General features: G+C 56.9%; 16 protein-coding genes. 9 read left to right on the top strand and 7 right to left on the bottom strand.

The genetic code is table 11. The features are described from left to right. Positions 1 to 168: 168 nt before the first annotated feature. Entirely contained in the window at positions 169 to 2973 is a 2805-nt protein-coding gene (locus tag M2Q46_RS14740; protein ID WP_302357558.1) for an autotransporter domain-containing protein, read from the top strand. Between the two features lie 138 nt (positions 2974 to 3111). Here M2Q46_RS14740 and M2Q46_RS14735 read toward each other — a convergent pair whose 3' ends face one another. From M2Q46_RS14735 to M2Q46_RS14705, 7 genes are all read right to left on the bottom strand, one after another. Then, the gene (locus tag M2Q46_RS14735) at positions 3112 to 3663 is read right to left on the bottom strand and encodes an adenine phosphoribosyltransferase (RefSeq protein WP_009458676.1); all 552 of its coding nucleotides are present in this window, start codon (positions 3661 to 3663) and stop codon (positions 3112 to 3114) included. A 170-nt stretch (positions 3664 to 3833) separates the two neighbouring features. Further along, positions 3834 to 5528: a thiol reductant ABC exporter subunit CydC gene (gene cydC / locus M2Q46_RS14730; protein WP_302357557.1), complete on the bottom strand. Its 1695-nt coding sequence runs from the start codon at positions 5526 to 5528 to the stop codon at positions 3834 to 3836. Beyond that, positions 5525 to 7225 carry a thiol reductant ABC exporter subunit CydD gene (cydD, locus tag M2Q46_RS14725; RefSeq protein WP_239054707.1) on the bottom strand — a complete coding sequence of 567 codons (1701 nt, stop codon included), beginning with the start codon at positions 7223 to 7225 and terminating at the stop codon, positions 5525 to 5527. Before cydD ends, cydC begins: the two co-directional genes overlap by 4 nt. Further along, positions 7226 to 7366: a cytochrome bd-I oxidase subunit CydX gene (gene cydX / locus M2Q46_RS14720; RefSeq protein WP_009458674.1), complete on the bottom strand. Its 141-nt coding sequence runs from the start codon at positions 7364 to 7366 to the stop codon at positions 7226 to 7228. It lies immediately after the preceding gene. A 14-nt stretch (positions 7367 to 7380) separates the two neighbouring features. Next, the gene (gene cydB, locus M2Q46_RS14715; protein ID WP_035270300.1) at positions 7381 to 8532 is read right to left on the bottom strand and encodes a cytochrome d ubiquinol oxidase subunit II; all 1152 of its coding nucleotides are present in this window, start codon (positions 8530 to 8532) and stop codon (positions 7381 to 7383) included. A 15-nt stretch (positions 8533 to 8547) separates the two neighbouring features. Further along, complete coding sequence (locus tag M2Q46_RS14710; protein ID WP_009458662.1) at positions 8548 to 10131, bottom strand: cytochrome ubiquinol oxidase subunit I; 1584 nt, start codon at positions 10129 to 10131, stop codon at positions 8548 to 8550. After that, positions 10124 to 10690 carry a GbsR/MarR family transcriptional regulator gene (locus M2Q46_RS14705; RefSeq protein WP_009458660.1) on the bottom strand — a complete coding sequence of 189 codons (567 nt, stop codon included), beginning with the start codon at positions 10688 to 10690 and terminating at the stop codon, positions 10124 to 10126. Before M2Q46_RS14705 ends, M2Q46_RS14710 begins: the two co-directional genes overlap by 8 nt. A gap of 157 nt (positions 10691 to 10847) precedes the next feature. Between M2Q46_RS14705 and M2Q46_RS14700 the strand changes: the two genes are divergently transcribed. From M2Q46_RS14700 to hprK, 8 genes are all read left to right on the top strand, one after another. Further along, the gene (locus M2Q46_RS14700; protein WP_021447172.1) at positions 10848 to 11837 is read left to right on the top strand and encodes an SIS domain-containing protein; all 990 of its coding nucleotides are present in this window, start codon (positions 10848 to 10850) and stop codon (positions 11835 to 11837) included. Between the two features lie 2 nt (positions 11838 to 11839). After that, a complete protein-coding gene (locus M2Q46_RS14695) occupies positions 11840 to 12445 on the top strand; it encodes an HAD family hydrolase (RefSeq protein WP_080655515.1) in 606 nt (201 codons plus the stop codon). Positions 12446 to 12447: 2 nt separating this feature from the next. Beyond that, positions 12448 to 13068 (top strand): LPS export ABC transporter periplasmic protein LptC, encoded by a 621-nt coding sequence (gene lptC, locus M2Q46_RS14690; protein WP_009458655.1) that lies wholly within the window; start codon positions 12448 to 12450, stop codon positions 13066 to 13068. Continuing rightward, entirely contained in the window at positions 13065 to 13715 is a 651-nt protein-coding gene (lptA, locus tag M2Q46_RS14685; protein ID WP_021447173.1) for a lipopolysaccharide transport periplasmic protein LptA, read from the top strand. Before lptC ends, lptA begins: the two co-directional genes overlap by 4 nt. 18 nt (positions 13716 to 13733) lie before the next feature. After that, positions 13734 to 14525, top strand: a complete 792-nt coding sequence (lptB, locus tag M2Q46_RS14680) for an LPS export ABC transporter ATP-binding protein (protein WP_009458653.1) — start codon at positions 13734 to 13736, stop codon at positions 14523 to 14525. Positions 14526 to 14714: 189 nt separating this feature from the next. Beyond that, on the top strand, positions 14715 to 15041 hold the full coding sequence (raiA, locus tag M2Q46_RS14675; protein WP_009458652.1) for a ribosome-associated translation inhibitor RaiA: 327 nt from the start codon (positions 14715 to 14717) through the stop codon (positions 15039 to 15041). 154 nt (positions 15042 to 15195) lie between these two features. Continuing rightward, the gene (locus tag M2Q46_RS14670) at positions 15196 to 15696 is read left to right on the top strand and encodes a PTS sugar transporter subunit IIA (RefSeq protein WP_051316301.1); all 501 of its coding nucleotides are present in this window, start codon (positions 15196 to 15198) and stop codon (positions 15694 to 15696) included. Then, positions 15668 to 16594, top strand: a complete 927-nt coding sequence (hprK, locus tag M2Q46_RS14665) for an HPr(Ser) kinase/phosphatase (RefSeq protein ID WP_009458650.1) — start codon at positions 15668 to 15670, stop codon at positions 16592 to 16594. The genes M2Q46_RS14670 and hprK overlap by 29 nt, the downstream gene beginning before the upstream one ends. The last annotated feature ends 87 nt before the right edge of the window (positions 16595 to 16681 follow it).

The raw sequence follows: 16681 nt of genomic DNA, 5'->3' as shown, positions 1-16681 counted from the left end.
ATGCGCGTGCATGGCAGGGGCCCACAAGAACACGACCTCAACAATACAGCAGCCCATAACTGCCGGATTAAACGGCTATGTCGTTAAATTAAAGATGCCTTGAGGACCTCCAAGGCAGGTTTTCACAACGAGTGGCCACCCTCCTTAGAAGATCCAAGTAGATAAGACATGTCGAACAAGAAACGCAACACCTCTATGCTGGTGCAGATGGCTTTGTTAAGCCTGACTTTACCTGGCATCGTCCATGCCGATTCCGAGAGCTCACTGGAGCAATGGCGCACCAAAGAATATAAGCGTCAACCCGGCCTGGACATGATCAATGCAGCCAAAGCCTATTCGCTGGGCTTTACCGGCAAAGGCGTCACGGTCGGTTATCTGGACTCGGGCATTCAGGCAAATCACCCTGAGTTTGCCGGCGCCATTGCTGGGGGCTTTGACTTTGCCAACAATACCCCCTACGCCAATGGCCAAGGAGTCGATACTCAGCCCCCTGCCGGACACGGGAGCCATGTTGCCGGAATCATTGGTGCGAGACGCGACGAAGCAGGCATGCACGGCGTCGCCTTCAATAGCCAGCTTTTTGCGGTTGCCTACGGCATCAATACTGATGACGATGACGACGATGATGATGGTGGTGACGACACTACCCCGACTCCAGACGATATAAGGGCCTTTCAAGATCGAATGCTTTCTAATGGCTGGAACTATCTCGCCCAGTTCAAGCTGCCCATTATCAATAGCAGTCTGGGGCTCAATGACTGCTCAAGGTCCTATAACCCACCCTGCCATATTGTGGACTATGGCTCAGCTCAAAGCGCCCTAGAGGCTCAACCTCTGATCATTGAGTCCTTCAAGAACAGTGCGCAGGCTGGCTCCCTGATGGTATTTGCTACCGGCAATGAGTCTCAAGACCACCCTGATTTTCTGGCCGGCTCTCCCTACTGGTTTCCCGAACTGAAAGACAACTGGCTGGCCGTGACGGCAGTCGGGGAAGATGGTTCCTTGGCCGTCTACGCCAATAAATGTGGTGTTGCCGCCGAGTGGTGTTTGACCGCGCCAGGGGGGCAGTGGGCCCCTGGCATTAACTCCGTCAACTCGGATGGAGGCTATATTTATAAAAGTGGCACCTCCATGGCCTCCCCGCACGTCGCGGGCGGTGCGGCGCTGGTGAAGGAAGCGTTCCCCTACTTCACCGCCTATCATCTGCAACAAACCCTGCTGACCACCGCCACCCCTCTGGGAGACCCCAGCATTTACGGCTGGGGTCTGATGAATGTGGGCAAGGCCGTGCAAGGGCCAGCACAATTTACTCGTCTGTTCGACGTCGATACGCTGGGCTACCACTCCACCTTCGCCAATGACATCAGTGGCACGGGTGGGCTGCACAAGCGCGGTTCCGGCTCCCTGGAGCTGACGGGCAATAACAGCTATACCGGTGACACCACCGTCAGCGGGGGCCGTCTGGCCGTCAATGGCACGCTGGCTTCTGCGGTCACAGTGGAACGCGAAGGCACCTTGGGGGGGGCCGGTACAGTCGCTCAAGTCGATAACTACGGCACCCTGGCTCCAGGTAATTCTGTTGGCACTCTGACCGTCAGCGGAGACTACACTGCCCATGCCGGTTCGGTGCATGAGCTGGAAGTTGGCCCTGCAGGTGCCACCGATCGTTTAGTAGTAGGTGGTGCCGCCCATATCGACGGCACACTGAAACTGGCCGGTGGCCCTTTTCGCCAGAACATCGCTTATTCCTTCCTGGATGCGGCCAATGGCGTGACCGGGCAATACAGCAGCATCGCTTATGACATGGCCTTCTTGTCACCCACACTGCTTTACGGCTCCAGTCTGTCCGTGATGGTCGAACGCAATGACATCCCCTTTGCCGCTTTTGCTCATACAGGCAATCAGAAATCTGTCGCACAGGCCTTGGATGCTGGCTCAACGCAGCCCCCTGCGGCTATGGCTGAGCTGTATGACACGGTACTCAATGCCCAATCCGGTAGCGTGGCAGGCTATATGGAACAGCTACAAGGCCAGATCCATGCAGGTACGACTTCCGCCCTGCTAAGCAACGGAGATCTGTTGCCCCGTACTTTGGGCAAACAGGCTTCAAGCGCGCGTAATACCGTAGGCAAAGAGGCAGTGCTCTGGGCTGAGGTCATCCATCAACAACGTGATCTGGACGGCGACGACAACAGCCAGGATGTACGCCATAAAGTCGGTGGTCTGTTCCTGGGTGGCGATACAGCCATCGGCGAACAAGGCTGGCGCATGGGTGCCTCCTTGGGCTATCTGGAAAACCGTATCAAGCTGGATGATCGTCGCCAGACCTCACGCAGCAACAGCTACAGCGCGGCCCTGTATGGAACACAAGCTTGGGAAATGGGTTCGGGTAGTCTGAACCTGCTGGCAGGTGGTGCTTACACCCGCCACAGCCTGGACAGCGAACGCTCGATTTCGATTCATCAAAGCGAAACACTGAAGGCTGATTACAAAGCGCACAGCATCCAGGCCTTTGCCCAACTGGGCTACCGCATGCCGGTCAGCCCACGCTCCAGCGTGGAACCCTATGCCAGCGTGAACTGGCATCAACTGCGTCACGGCTCCTTTAGTGAATCGGGCGGTCAAGCCGCCTTGCGTGGCGACTCGCAGCGCCAGAACCTGAGCACTGTCACGCTGGGTCTACGCGGCACCACGGAACTGGACTTGTCCAAAACCACGCTGTCCTTGAGCGCCGGTTTAGGCTGGCGTCATGCCCTGGGCGACACCACACCCGAACGTGAACTGGCCTTTGCCGCCCTGCCCGGCAGCAACTTCCGTATCAGCGGTGCTCCTATTGCCAAGAATGCCGCTGTTGCCGAGCTGGGCGCAGAGCTCAAAGCAGGCAAGAGCACTTCTTTTGGTCTGAACTACCAGGGTCAGTTTGGCCGCAATCAGGACCATGCTGGCTCCCTGTTCATGAAGGTCCGTTTCTAAGCAATACTACCAAGCGCGGGGCTGGCAGTACCCCAGTCCCGCTCTCAAGCAGACAGACATGAAAAATCCCTGCGATGCTCCGGGCATGGCAGGGATTCAGGCTACAAAACCAAACCGGCAATACGCCGGTCCTGGCAATTAGCGGTCAGATTCGTTAAAGCTACAGACGGTGTAAACCGACAAGCCGGAATCTGTCACGGCCTTGGATCCACCCAGTTCAGGCAGATCAATAATCGCGGCGGCTTCCACCACGTTGGCACCCAGGCGCTGCAGCAAACGAGCCGCCGCCAGCAAGGTGCCGCCGGTCGCGATCAGGTCGTCAATCAGCAGGACGCGCTGACCAGGACGCACGGAGTCCGTGTGCATCTCGACGCTGGCATTGCCATATTCCAGGGAATACTCTTCGGCCACGGTATTGAAAGGCAGCTTGCCTTTCTTGCGCACAGGCACAAAACCCAAGTTCAGCTCGTAAGCCAGAACCGAGCCCACAATAAAGCCACGTGCATCCACACCCGCCACCAGATCCAGTTTTTGTCCCATGTAACGGTAGACAAAAAGGTCAATCAGAACGCGGAAGGAGCGCGGGTCCTGCAAGACGGTGGTGATATCGCGGAAAGTCACCCCTGGCTTGGGCCAGTCCGGCACATTGCGAATGATTTGACGGATGTACTGGGTGGGATCAATTTGCATGTCAAAGCTTCTACAACAGAAAATCCGGGCGCGAAGGGCGCACTTGGATACGTTGCAAGTGTACACAATTGGGCAGCAGCAACAAGGGCTCGCCCGGCTTGTGCCCGTAAGTTGTACTAATACGACGCGGCTGGGCAAAAAACGCTACAGACTTGACCCGAAGCGTCCTTTTAGTTTGGTTCTAAAGCATTTATTTCCAGGCTTGATTTGTCCTGCAAGCGCCCCGCTTCAAACTGGTAAACACGATCGACCAAAGGCAGCAAACGGGTATCGTGGGTTGCCATAATCACGGTTTTTCCTTGCGCTGCAGCCAGAATATCCCACATCAAGGCCTGGCTGGTCGGGCCATCCAGACTGGCCGTAGGCTCGTCCAGAAACCAGATATGGGCAGGCGACAACAGCACACGTGCCAGACACAGGCGGCGCTGCTGCCCCAGGGACAATTGCTGCCCCCCCTCACCCAGCCAGGTATCCAGCCCTTGGGGTAATTCACGTACCACACTGTCCAGTTGGGCGTCGTGAAGCACCTGCCAGATTTGTTGCTCTGAAGCTGTCGGTTCTGCCAGCAAAAGGTTATCTCGCACCGAACCCAGAAACAGTGGCGAGTCCTGTGCCAGCAAGGCGCAATGATCAAACCAGCTGGCGCGGCTCCAATGCTGGGCTGCTTTACCCTCAACCAGATACTGCTTTCCCGAAACAGGCAACAAGCGCATCAGCACACCCAGCAAGGTGGACTTGCCGGAACCACTGGGGCCAAAAATAGCAATGTGCTCGCCAGCTTGGACTTGCAGCGACAACTGCTCCAATACAGGCTGTGAACCGTAGGCAAAATTCAGATCTGTGATTTCGAGGGAGGCTGGCTTGTCCAACGCAATCGCCTGCCCTTGCGCCTGATCGGTTTCCTCGGGCTCATCCAGAATTGTCAGCAAACGATTGCTGGCTGCCTGAACCTCTCCCAAGCGGGACGCACCGCGCATCATGGGTGCCATGATCTCGAACAAGCCCAGCAAAGCCAGCACCAGCCCCACCCACAAGGGGCCGCTCATGGCTTGCAGATTGACCTGCTGCGCTCCAACCAGCAGGCAGGTCATCAAGGCCAAGCCCATCAAGACCTGCTGGGAAAACTGCCCGACAATGCCCCAGCCATTACTGCGCAAACGGGCTTGCCCCAGTTCCAGGCCCAGCTTGTCCACTTGTTCCTGCACGGCATCCGCAGCGGCAAACACCTGAATATCAGCATAGGCGCGGATGGCCTGATGCACCAGAACACGCTGGCGGTTTTCCAGTTGATGGACTTGCTGGGCTGCACGGCTGGCGCCACGGGCGCAAATATACGGAATCAGACAAGCGGCAATCAGCAAACAAGCCAGAATCAGCCAGGCCCACCAGGACAGCCAGGTTTGCAGCACAGCGCTAAACACCAGACCAGCCACCACAGCCGTAGTCAGCGGCACCAAAATCAGCAAAAGCACCAGATCCAGCACAGCCACGTCAGAGGTCAGGCTGGAAGCCAGCTCCCCATCCCGAAACTGGGCCAAGCGAGACTGACTGAATCGGCTCAAGCGTCCGAAAACCAGGCTGCGAATGCGTACTTGCAAATCCAGCGTCAGGGCATGACCGACGACGCGCTCCAGATACCGGGAAGCGATACGCCAAAAAGACAGGCCGCGAATCATGGCCGAAGGGCCAAACAGATTGAATACGATGCCCAACGTAGCCAGAAAAGCGCTGCTTAGAAACCAACCAGCCACACCCAAAAGGCCGACACCCGCGGCCACCGTGCTGATCGCCAGCAGAACTGTAAACAATACGGCCCCACGTCGTGCGCGCAGGCTGGAACCTAAGAGACGAAACCACGCTTTCATGCCGTCAGAACTCCTTGGGCAATGTGCAGTTGGTTCGAGCACATGGCCGCCAGTTGCTGGTCATGCGTGGCCACGACCAGACAACGCCCCTGACAGAAGCGCAGAATATTGCGCATGACACGATCCCGGGTCGCCGCATCCAGGCGGGAGCTGGGTTCGTCCAGCAAAACCACATGCGGGTCTGTCAAAAACAGGCGGGCCAGTGCCAAGCGCTGAATCTGACCACCGGAAAGGCCAAAACCACCCTCGCCCAGCGCCGTTTGCAAACCATCGGGCAGGGTCCGTACAAATTCGGCTGCACAGGCTTGTTCCAAGGCTTGCCACAGCTGTTCATCACTGGCTTGTGGGGCCGCCAGACGCAAGCCATCGGCAATGGTCCCCATGGCTAAAAAGGCCTGCTGGGAAATCAGTACGACGCCATCATGGCGCGTCAGCAAGCGCCCGGCAGTATCGCTATTGCGCAGCAAAATTTCACCCTGCGCCAAGGGGCGCAAACCAATCAGACTTTCCAGCAGACTGGTCTTGCCGGAGCCGCTGGCCCCCAGCAAGGCGTAAGACTGATCTATATAAAGTTGCAGGCCGGGCACTTCCAGCAAGGTCCCCTGCCCGCCCAACTGCGGCAAATGCAGATGACGCAATACCAGTACCGGCAAGTTGGGGAAAACCGCTTCATTGTCGGCGCTGGTGGGAGCCGCAGGAATCAAATCCTGGCCCAAGTTTGCCCACAGTCTGTCGACTTCTACTGCAGCCGCACGCGCCGCTGCCCGATCATGATAATTAGCGGCCAATTGGCGCAAGGGCTGGTAGGCCTCCGGAGCCAGGAGCAAACAGAACAAGCCTTGTTGCAGGCTAATGCCCGAGAAGGACTCGCCCAGATAGCCCAGGTAACCCAAGCCAATGTAGACGGCTATCCCGGCCACACCCAATGCCGCGAAGAACTCCAGCACAGCCGACGATAAAAACGCGATTCGCAGCACTTTCATGGTACGTGTGCGCAGCTCCTGACTGGCCAATTCCACACGCTGCAACTCGTCCTGCCCACGCCCCATCAAGCTAAGGGTAAAAATGCCGCGCAGCCGGTCGGCGAAAAAGCCGGACAGTCGCAGCGTTGTTTGTTGTTGTTCACGGCTGGCCGCTTCCGCCCCCCAGCCCACCAAGGCCATGAACAGGGGAATCAGGGGCGTGCTCAACAAGAGAATCAAGGACACAATGCCATCCACCGGCAAGACCGCCAGCACTAGCGCCAAAGGAACCAGGGCTGCCGCTGCCATGCAAGGGATATAGCGAGTCACAAAGCCATCCAGGGCTTCAATTTGCGTGATCAAGCTGGTGGACAGTTCGCCGCTATTGCTGGCCCGCAAACGCGGCATCGTACTGCGGAAGAGTCGGGCAAACAGCTCGGAGCGCAGTCCTTGTTTCAGATGTTCTGAAACCTTTTGCGCACGGCGCTCGCCAAAAGCGGAAATAGCGGCACGCAGCAACAAAAGTGCGGCCACCATCAGGATAGGGAAAAGCTGCCCGGTCCAGGGCAAGCCATCGACCACAATTGCCTGCACAATCTTTGCCAGCAACCAGGCCTGAGGAATCAGTAAAGCGCCGGCCAGCACAGGGGCCAGCATGGAAGCCCGCAAAGCCGTGCGGGCGCGGCTGGAAAATTGCCCCAGCCATTGTTGCGCCGTTGGACTTTGCGGTGTCAATCAGACCTCGATATCTGCTTTAGCCTTGGAGGCGGCTGCGCTCTGCAAAGCCGTGTTTTCACGCAGCTCGAACCACATCGCATTCAGGATGGAGAATGCGCAGGCCAGACCCAAACCTAGAACCCAAGAGAAGTACCACATATGCGCTGGCCTCCTTAGTAAGAATGAGAAGAATCTTTCATGCTGGCAACCGACACCTTGCCACGCATTACGCTATACACCCAGGAGGTATAGAGCACGATGATGGGCAGGAACACCAGTGTCACCAGCAGCATGATCCACAAGGTCAGATGACTGGCAGAGGCATCAAACAGGGTCAGGCTGGAACCGGGGTTCAAGGACGAAGGCAGCAGGAATGGGAAGACGGCAAAACCAAAAGTCAGGATGATGCCAGCCAGTGCCAAGGACGAGAACAGCAGAGCCAACAAGCCGCGACCACGACCAGCCAGCAAGGCACCGAACAGCAAGCCCGCAAAACCGACAATGGGGGCTGCCCACAAGGCAGGCCAGGTACGATAGTTAGCCAACCAGGCACCTTCAACCATATCGACCGTCTTGCCAATCGGGTTGGACATGGCGTGGGCCGCCTCGGGCCAAGGCATGCTATAGCCATTCATGGCACTGATCCACCAGCCGCCGGCAGCAAAAGCCACAATGGACAGCAGGCCCAAAGGCATGGCCCAGGCACGCGCACGACGAGCCACATGATCACTGCCCTTCCAGGCAACAACCACCGCACCTTGGAAAGCCAGCATCAGAACGCTGAGCAAACCACACAGAATGGCAAAGGGCTGGAACAGACCGAAGAAGTTGCCTTGGTACATGGGACGCAGCGTGGTCTCGTCAAAGCCGAAAGGTACGCCCAGCATCACGTTCCCAATAGCCACACCAAACACCAGAGCACAAACCAGACCGGAGGCGGTCCAGATCGCATCCCAGTTACGACGCCAGCGCGACGAGCTGAGCTTGCTGCGGTACTTGATGGCCACCGGGCGAACAATCAAGGCGACCAAAAGCAACATCATGGCCAGGTAAAAGCCCGAGAAAGCCATGGCATACAGCAAAGGCCAGGCCGCAAAGGCCACACCACCGGCCACGATCAACCAAACCTGGTTACCTTCCCAGACCGGGCCAATCACGTTGTACAACGTGCGCCGCTCATCATCAGTGCGAGCAACCAGCGGCAACACCATGGCCACACCCAGGTCGGCCCCGTCCATGATGGCAAATGCCGCCAACAAAACGCCCAGCAGCAACCACCAGATGATGCGCAAGGTGTCGTAATCGAGAAGAATCAAATTTTCCATGATGGTTCCCCCTCCTTAACCGCGCAGCAACGGAGCGTTGCGCGAACCATAAGACAAAGCGGAAGGTGTGGCGGTCTCGCCAGCCTCGTCCGGCCCTTTACGCACCGAGTGCAACATGACCTTGATGCCAATCACCGCCAAGGTGGTATAGAGCAACAGGAAGATGGTCATACTGATCATCAAGTCCACAAAGGACAGACCAGAGGCCGCATAGTAGGTAGGCAAGACACCTTCAATCGCCCAGGGCTGACGTCCGAACTCGGCCACAAACCAGCCACATTCGATCGCAATCCAAGGCAGGGGAATGCTCCAGACCGCTGCTTTAAGCAAGCGCGGGTGACGTTGCAGTCGGTCACGCGATGCCAGCACAAAAGCCACGCCAAAGAACAGGATGAAGTACAGCCCCAGCGCCACCATCACACGGAAGCTCCAGAACAGGGGTGCAACCTGTGGCACCGTATCCCAGGCAGCCTGGGCGATGGTCTCGGTATCGGCTTTGGTAATGTCGTCCGTATAACGCTTGAGCAGCAAGGCATAGCCCAGGTCTTTCCAGTTATTGTCAAAGACGCGGCGGGCCTCGATATTGCTGTCATCAGCGCGCACCAGCTGCAGTGCCTCGTAAGCGCGCAAGCCATTGGCAATACGAATCTTGGCATGTTCGACCAGTTCATTAATGCCCAGCATGGGGGTACTGACTGAGCGTGTACCGATCAAACCCATCACCCATGGAATTTCCACGGCAAAGCGATTTTCACGGGCCTCCTGATCAGGCCAGGCCAAAAGATTGAAACTGGCAGGGGCTTCCTCGGTTTCCCACATGGATTCCATGGCTGCAATCTTCATTTGCTGGTGTTCAGTAGTCAGGTAACCACTTTCATCACCCAGCACCACCACGGACAGGGACGCTGCCAAGCCGAAACTGGCCGCTACCGTCATCGAGCGCTTGGCCAGATCAATATGGCGACCACGCAGCAAGTACCAGGCACTGATGCCCATCACGAACATGGCACCCAGGACATAGCCGGCACTAACGGTATGAACAACTTTGGCTTGCGCAACGGGATTGAGAATGACCTCGGCAAAGTCGGTCATTTCCATACGCATGGTGTGGGGGTTGAAGATGGCACCGACCGGGTTTTGCATCCAGCCGTTAGCGACCAGAATCCATAGGGCCGACAGGTTGGTACCGATGGCAACCAGCCAGGTAACAATCAGGTGTCCCAGCTTGGAGAGGCGATCCCAGCCGAAAAAGAACAGGCCGACAAAGGTTGCTTCCAGGAAAAAAGCCATCAAACCTTCAATGGCTAGCGGTGCGCCGAAAATATCGCCTACATAGTGACTGTAATAGGCCCAATTCATACCGAACTGAAACTCCATCACAATCCCGGTTGCGACACCCAGGGCAAAGTTAATGCCAAAGAGTACGCCCCAGAACTTGGTCATGCGGCGCCAGATGGCCTTGCCCGTCATGACATAGACGCTTTCCATAATGGCCAGCAAAAAAGACAGGCCCAGCGTCAAGGGAACAAATAAAAAGTGGAACATCGCGGTGGAAGCAAATTGCAACCGCGACAAGGTAACGACATCCAGATCAATCATGACGACCCCCAGTTTGATCAGCTTTGCGAATCTTCCCGGCGAACCCCAGCACTTTCTGAACTTTGCTACCTAAACGCATCAGATTTTGCAGGGTTTCGGGCGGTAAGTGATGAACCTCGTCAAACCAACCACAAGCCAACTCGATCAATTCCAGCATTTCGTTAATGCGCTGCTGCCCATATTCCTCTTCGTCATTGACGGGCGCTTCCATTAGGATACTTCGCAATAAGGTCAATGTGGGATCAATCTCGCGCTTACGCTTTTCCTCCACCAAAGTACGGAAAATATCCCATACATCCTTGGGAGATTCAAAGTATTCGCGGCGCTCGCCAATCTTGTGCGTCATGTTGACCAGTCGCCAGGACTGCAACTCGCGCAAGCTCATGCTGACATTGGAGCGGGAGATGCCTAGCGTTTCAGCGATCTCGTCGGCGTGGAGGGCTTCGGGGGCAATGAACAGCAGCGCATAGATCTGGCCCACCGTCCGGTTGACCCCCCAGCGCCCGCCCATCTCCCCAAAGTGCAGAATAAAACGCTCTGCCTGTGGTCCTAGATTCATGGCTTCCTGAATTTTCAGTAATTACTGAAATTACAAAACAAGACGTATCTTAACCCTAAACTATTCGGCTTGCCACTGGTCCAAGGCCATCTGACCTTACAATTTGCCTCCTGCAAATCTACATGCCAAGCAGACACTTCACGTTTACAATTTCGCCATGAATACACCGGCACTTTTAGACCCCGCACATATCCTGTCCTCGGCACAACGCACCTTCGCCATTGAAGTTGACGCGTTACAAGCGCTGGGCGGGCGTCTGGACCAAAGTTTTGTAGAAGCCACCAAACTGCTCGTGCACTGTCAGGGCCGTGTGGTGGTGACCGGCATAGGCAAGTCCGGCCACGTAGCGCGCAAGATCGCGGCTACCTTGGCCTCGACCGGCACTCCCGCTTTTTTCATGCACGCTGCCGAAGCCTTGCACGGCGACCTGGGCATGATTACCAAGCAGGACGTGGTCATTGCCATTTCCTACTCTGGGCAGGCCCAGGAACTGGTCACGGTGCTGACTGTGCTTCGCCGCATGGGCGCCAAACTGATTGCGATCACCGGCAATGCCCAGTCCGAACTGGCCCAAAATGCCGACCTGCATCTGGATGCCCATGTAGAACATGAAGCCTGCCCACTCAACCTGGCTCCCACGGCCAGTACCACAGCCGCCTTGGTATTAGGCGATGCACTGGCCGTTGCCTGCCTGGAAGCACGAGGCTTTAGCCGCGAAGACTTCGCCCGCTCCCACCCCGGTGGTGCGCTGGGCCGTCAACTACTGACGTTTGTGCGCGACATCATGCGCAGCGGCGAACAACTGCCTATCGTCTCCCCCGAGACCCTGATTCCCGATGCCCTGATAGAAATGTCCAGCAAAGGCATGGGCATGACTATTGTCACGGACGCACAAGGCCACCCCGTTGGAATGTTCACCGATGGCGACCTGCGCCGCCTGATTGCTCGTGCCGGCGATATACGCAATCTGCCAGTATCTGAAGGCATGTCGCGCGAACCGCGCAGCATTGCCGCCGAAGCCCTGGCCATTGAAGCAGCCGAGCAAATGGATGCCCTGCGTATCAGCCAAATGCTGGTATTGGACACAAACGGGCTACTATTGGGAGCTCTGCACATGCACGACCTGTTGGCTGCAAAGGTAATCTGATCATGATGAATACGCCCACCATCCCGCTCCATCCCGCTGAAGCTCAAATTCTGGCCAAGCTGCCCGAGAACGTGCGCACCCAATTACGTCAGTTGCGCATGATGGTGTTTGACGTGGACGGCGTGCTGACCGACGGACGCCTGTGGTACAGCGCGAACGGCGAGGAGTTCAAGAGCTTTCACGCTCTGGACGGCCACGGTTTACGCATGCTGGGCGAAAGCGGCATTCATGTCGCCCTGATTACCGGACGCGAAAGCGGCATCGTATCGCGTCGCGCTGCCGAACTGGGCATTCCTTTTGTTTACCAGGGCGTACGCGACAAAATTGCCATCCTGACCCAACTGGCTCAGGAAAACGGCCTGTCCCTAAGTGAAGTGGGATATATGGGCGACGATCTGATCGACTTGCCCGCCATGCAGCGCGTGGGTTTTTCCGCCAGCGTGCCTGAAGCCCCCTTCTATATCAGTCAAATTGCCAGCTGGGTAGCCACACAGCCCGCCGGCCACGGCGCAGTGCGCGAATGCTGTGATGCCATCCTGGCCTCCCAGGGTCGCCTTGCGCCCTTTATTACAGGTGGTCCTTTGAAGACCACGGGAGTCATCCAGTAATCATGCGTGACCGTCTACCCACCGTCATTTCCCTGTTGTTGCTGACCTTGCTGGTGCTGGCAACGCTGTGGGCGGTCGATTACACCCAAAGCTCGGTCGCCATTGACCCGCCGCGCCGCATTACCCACGAACCCGACTCCTGGGCGCGCGACTTCACCATGATCAGCTCCGACCAAACCGGGATGGCCATCAGCCGCCTGGATGGCAAGATTGCCTATCACTACCCGGATGACGACTCGCACGACATTACTTCCCCACGCGCGGTCAGCAACCGGGCCGATTCGCCCCTGACCATTGCCACTTCCGATACGGCACATATGAATGCAGGCGGGGACACCATCACCATGAAAGGCAATGCCCATATTCACCGCCAGGCCACACCTGATGACGAGGCGATGGACGTGCGCAGCGAAGTGCTGATCATCCTGCCCGAAGAGGACGTGGTGTACACCAACGAACCGGCCCTGGTCGTCAACGGCCAATCCACCATGCGCGGTACCGGGATGCGTTACGATAATCGCGTTCGCCAATTGAACGTCATGTCGGAATCCGACGTTAAAATCTCTGGCCAACAAACACAAAAAGCGCGTTCTTCCAATAGCTCTAAGGATTCCCCTCCATGACCACGCCTGACAGCGCCCGCCTGGGCCACAAGCCCAAGCTCTCTCTTAGCCTTTTGCGTGGTGCCCTGGCCCTGTGCCTGAGCACTGCCAGCCTGGCTTTGCTGCCTACGGCCCCTGCTCTGGCCCAAGCGGCTGCCTCTGCTGCCGCCGAACCGGACACCTCCGTGCTGTCCGATACCCTGACTTACGACGATATTGCCAAGCAGACCATTTACAAAGGCAACATCATCCTGACCCGTGGCGCCATGACCTTGATGGCTGACCAATTGGCCATCGAGCAGGACGCGGAAGGTTTCCAGCATGGCACCGCAACGGTGACCGAGCGCGCCCGTGTCACTATTCGTCAGGAAGACCCGGCCAAGTTTGAACTGATGGTCGCCGAAGGTGTCCGAGCTATCTATAACGGCAAAACCGAAGAGGTCGAGCTGATTGGCAAGGCAGTCGTCAATCGTTATGTTTGCGGCAAGCTGCAGGACTCTGTCCAGGGCCAGCGCATTATCTACCGCCAAAAAGATGGCACGTACCAAGCCTTTGGTGGTTCGGACTCCGCCACACGTGATGGCCGGGTCCGCTCTGTGGCCCGCCCACGCGCCAATGCCGATGCTGCTCTGGCCGAATGCCAACGCAAGTCCTCCCCCCGCAAATAGCCCGGACCCCCTTGAATCATGGTTGCTTCTAACAACCCGTCTACCCCTACTCGCGCCAGCCACTCGACCAAAGGCAGCTTGATTGCACAAGGACTGCGCAAGACCTACGGCAAACGTACGGTCGTGCAGGATGTTTCTTTGAATGTGGAAAGCGGCGAAGTGGTGGGCCTGCTAGGCCCGAACGGGGCTGGTAAAACCACCAGCTTCTATATGATTGTAGGCATTGTGCCCGCCGATGCAGGCCGTATTGAAATTGATGGCACGCCCATTACCGCCATGCCCATGCACAAGCGGGCACGGCTGGGCCTGTCCTATCTGCCCCAGGATGCGTCCGTCTTTCGCCGCCTGACGGTCGAAGAAAACATCCGCGCTGTGCTGGAGCTGCAACTGGACGATAACGGCCGCAGCATCAGCAAGAACGACATCAACGAGCGCCTGGAAACCTTGATCAGCGAGCTGCAAATTGCGCACATTCGTCAAAATACCGCCCTATCCCTGTCTGGTGGCGAGCGCCGCCGCGTAGAAATTGCCCGAGCGCTCGCCAGCAACCCCCGTTTCATTCTGCTGGACGAACCCTTTGCCGGGGTGGACCCGATCGCCGTGATTGAAATCCAGCGCATTGTGCAATTTCTGAAAGGCCGCAATATTGGTGTGCTGATTACCGACCACAACGTGCGCGAAACCCTGGGCATCTGTGACCGCGCCTACATCATCAGCGAAGGCACGGTACTGACCAGCGGGCACCCGTCCGAGATCATCGATAACGAAGCCGTGCGCAAGGTTTACCTGGGCTCGAACTTCCGAATGTAAGCCGACTTGTGGCCCTGTAACGGGGCCTGTCGGAGCAAGGGTTTTCCTGCACACCGCAGATTGATCCAGGTCATGTTATCTGACCAACATATAGGTATACTGGAATATCCAAGATCAGTAGTAAGGAGGCTAAACACGAAGATATTCCCCCCTCTGAAACATGTTGTTTGACTACTACGGAGAGCCTATATGAGCCTTAACATCACTGGCCGTAATCTTGACATAACTCCTGCCATTCGCGACTACGTCAAAAGCAAAATTGGTCGAATTGAAAAGCACTTCGACAACGTGGTTGACTCGCAGGTTATGCTTTCCATTGAACGCCTGAAGCACAATGCCGAAGTGACCGTCCGTGTCCCCGGCAAAGATATACACTGCGCCTCTTCAGACGAAAACTTGTATGCCGCCATCGATCTGCTAGCCGACAAGATCGACCGCCAGATTCTGAAATACAAGGAAAAGGCAAACAGCCATGCGCATGAGCCCGCCAAGCGGCTCGAAGTTCCGGCAGCCTGATCACGCCGAACTGTTACAGCAGGCATAGCCGCCTGCCGACAAACCCCGTTCTTTCAGAAGTTCGGGGTTTTGTGTTTCTTGGCACAGTGTCCGCCTGTTGTTAGCCATCCAAAAAATGTTTAGCTAAAAAACATTCCCCCCTATAATGGCCGTCATGAATCTCTTGTCGCGTATTTTGCCTTTGTCCAACGTGGTTCTGGATCTTGCTGTTACCAGCAAGAAGCGCGCTTTTGAACAAGCCGGACTGATTTTCGAGAACCATCACGGCATTGCCCGGACAGCCGTTTTCCATAGCCTGATCGCTCGCGAGCGTCTGGGCTCCACTGCCCTTGGCCACGACGTAGCCGTCCCGCATGGCCGCATCAAGGACTTGAAAGAGCCTTGTGCCGTTTTCATGCGCTTGGCCGAACCAGTGCGTTTTGATGCCAGCGACGGTCGTACCGCCAGCTTGCTGTTCTTTTTGCTGGTTCCCGAAACGGCTACTCAAATTCACCTGGACCTGTTGGCCGAGATCGCCCGTTTGATGGCCGATCAGGACATCCGCCAGGCGCTGGCCCAGGAAACGGACCCTGTTCAAATCCACCAACTCCTGACCCAGACCCCTGATCTCAACGCGGAACACCCCGATGCTGACAGTTCAAGAACTGGTCAATGATAATCATGACAAGCTCGAGGTAAGCTGGGCAGCCGGAAAACAAGCTGCCCAACGCCCCATCCCCGATCTTGGCGCCTCTGCCGCGGATTTGGTCGGCCACCTGAACCTGATCCACCCTGGCCGCATTCAGGTTTTCGGTCCTGAAGAACTCTCTTTTTACAACCGCTTTGACGTCAAACGTCGCCTGCATCATCTGGATGATCTCAGGCAAGGCGGTGTTCCTGCCCTGTTCATTGCCAACGACGCCGTTGCGCCCGACGATCTGATCCAGTTTTGCGAAACCCAAGGGGTGCCGCTGCTCTACACCCCTATCGATGCGGCCCAACTGATCGATTTGCTGCGCATCTACCTAGGCAAACGTCTGGCCCCCAAAACCACCATGCATGGCGTGTTCATGGATGTGCTGGGTCTGGGCGTGCTAATTACCGGCGAATCCGGTCTGGGTAAAAGTGAACTGGCACTGGAGCTGATCTCCCGTGGGCACGGGCTGGTTGCAGACGATGCGGTTGAGCTGTCCCGCACGGCTCCCAACATGATTGACGGCCAATGCCCGCCCCTGCTGCAGAACCTGCTGGAAGTACGCGGGCTGGGACTGCTGGACATTCGCACCATTTTCGGCGAAACCTCCGTTCGTCGTAGAATGAAGCTTAAACTAATTGTGCACCTGGTTCGTTCCAACCCCGACAGCTTCGAGCGTCTGCCTACACAGGACCAGACCCAGGAAGTGCTGGGGGTGGACATCAAACGCGTCATGCTTCAAGTGGCAGCCGGCCGAAATCTGGCCGTGCTGGTGGAAGCCGCCGTGCGCAACACCATTCTGGCCTTCCGCGGCATTGATACCATGGGCGACTTCATCGAGCGCCAGGCATTGGCTATCATGAATAGTCGCGACGACTAGGCGCTCAAGGGCCGGTTGGCACTTAACGGCCCTGACAGCTTTGTCCTGTTTCACCTAAACGCTGCCCGACGGGCGGCGACTCGGAGC

The sequence above is a fragment of the Alcaligenes sp. YSL9 genome (assembly GCF_030515105.1).
In the GTDB taxonomy this organism is placed as follows: domain Bacteria; phylum Pseudomonadota; class Gammaproteobacteria; order Burkholderiales; family Burkholderiaceae_B; genus Alcaligenes; species Alcaligenes phenolicus.
Note: the sequence above shows the minus strand (reverse complement) of the source record. Positions and strands in the feature narration are given on the sequence as shown.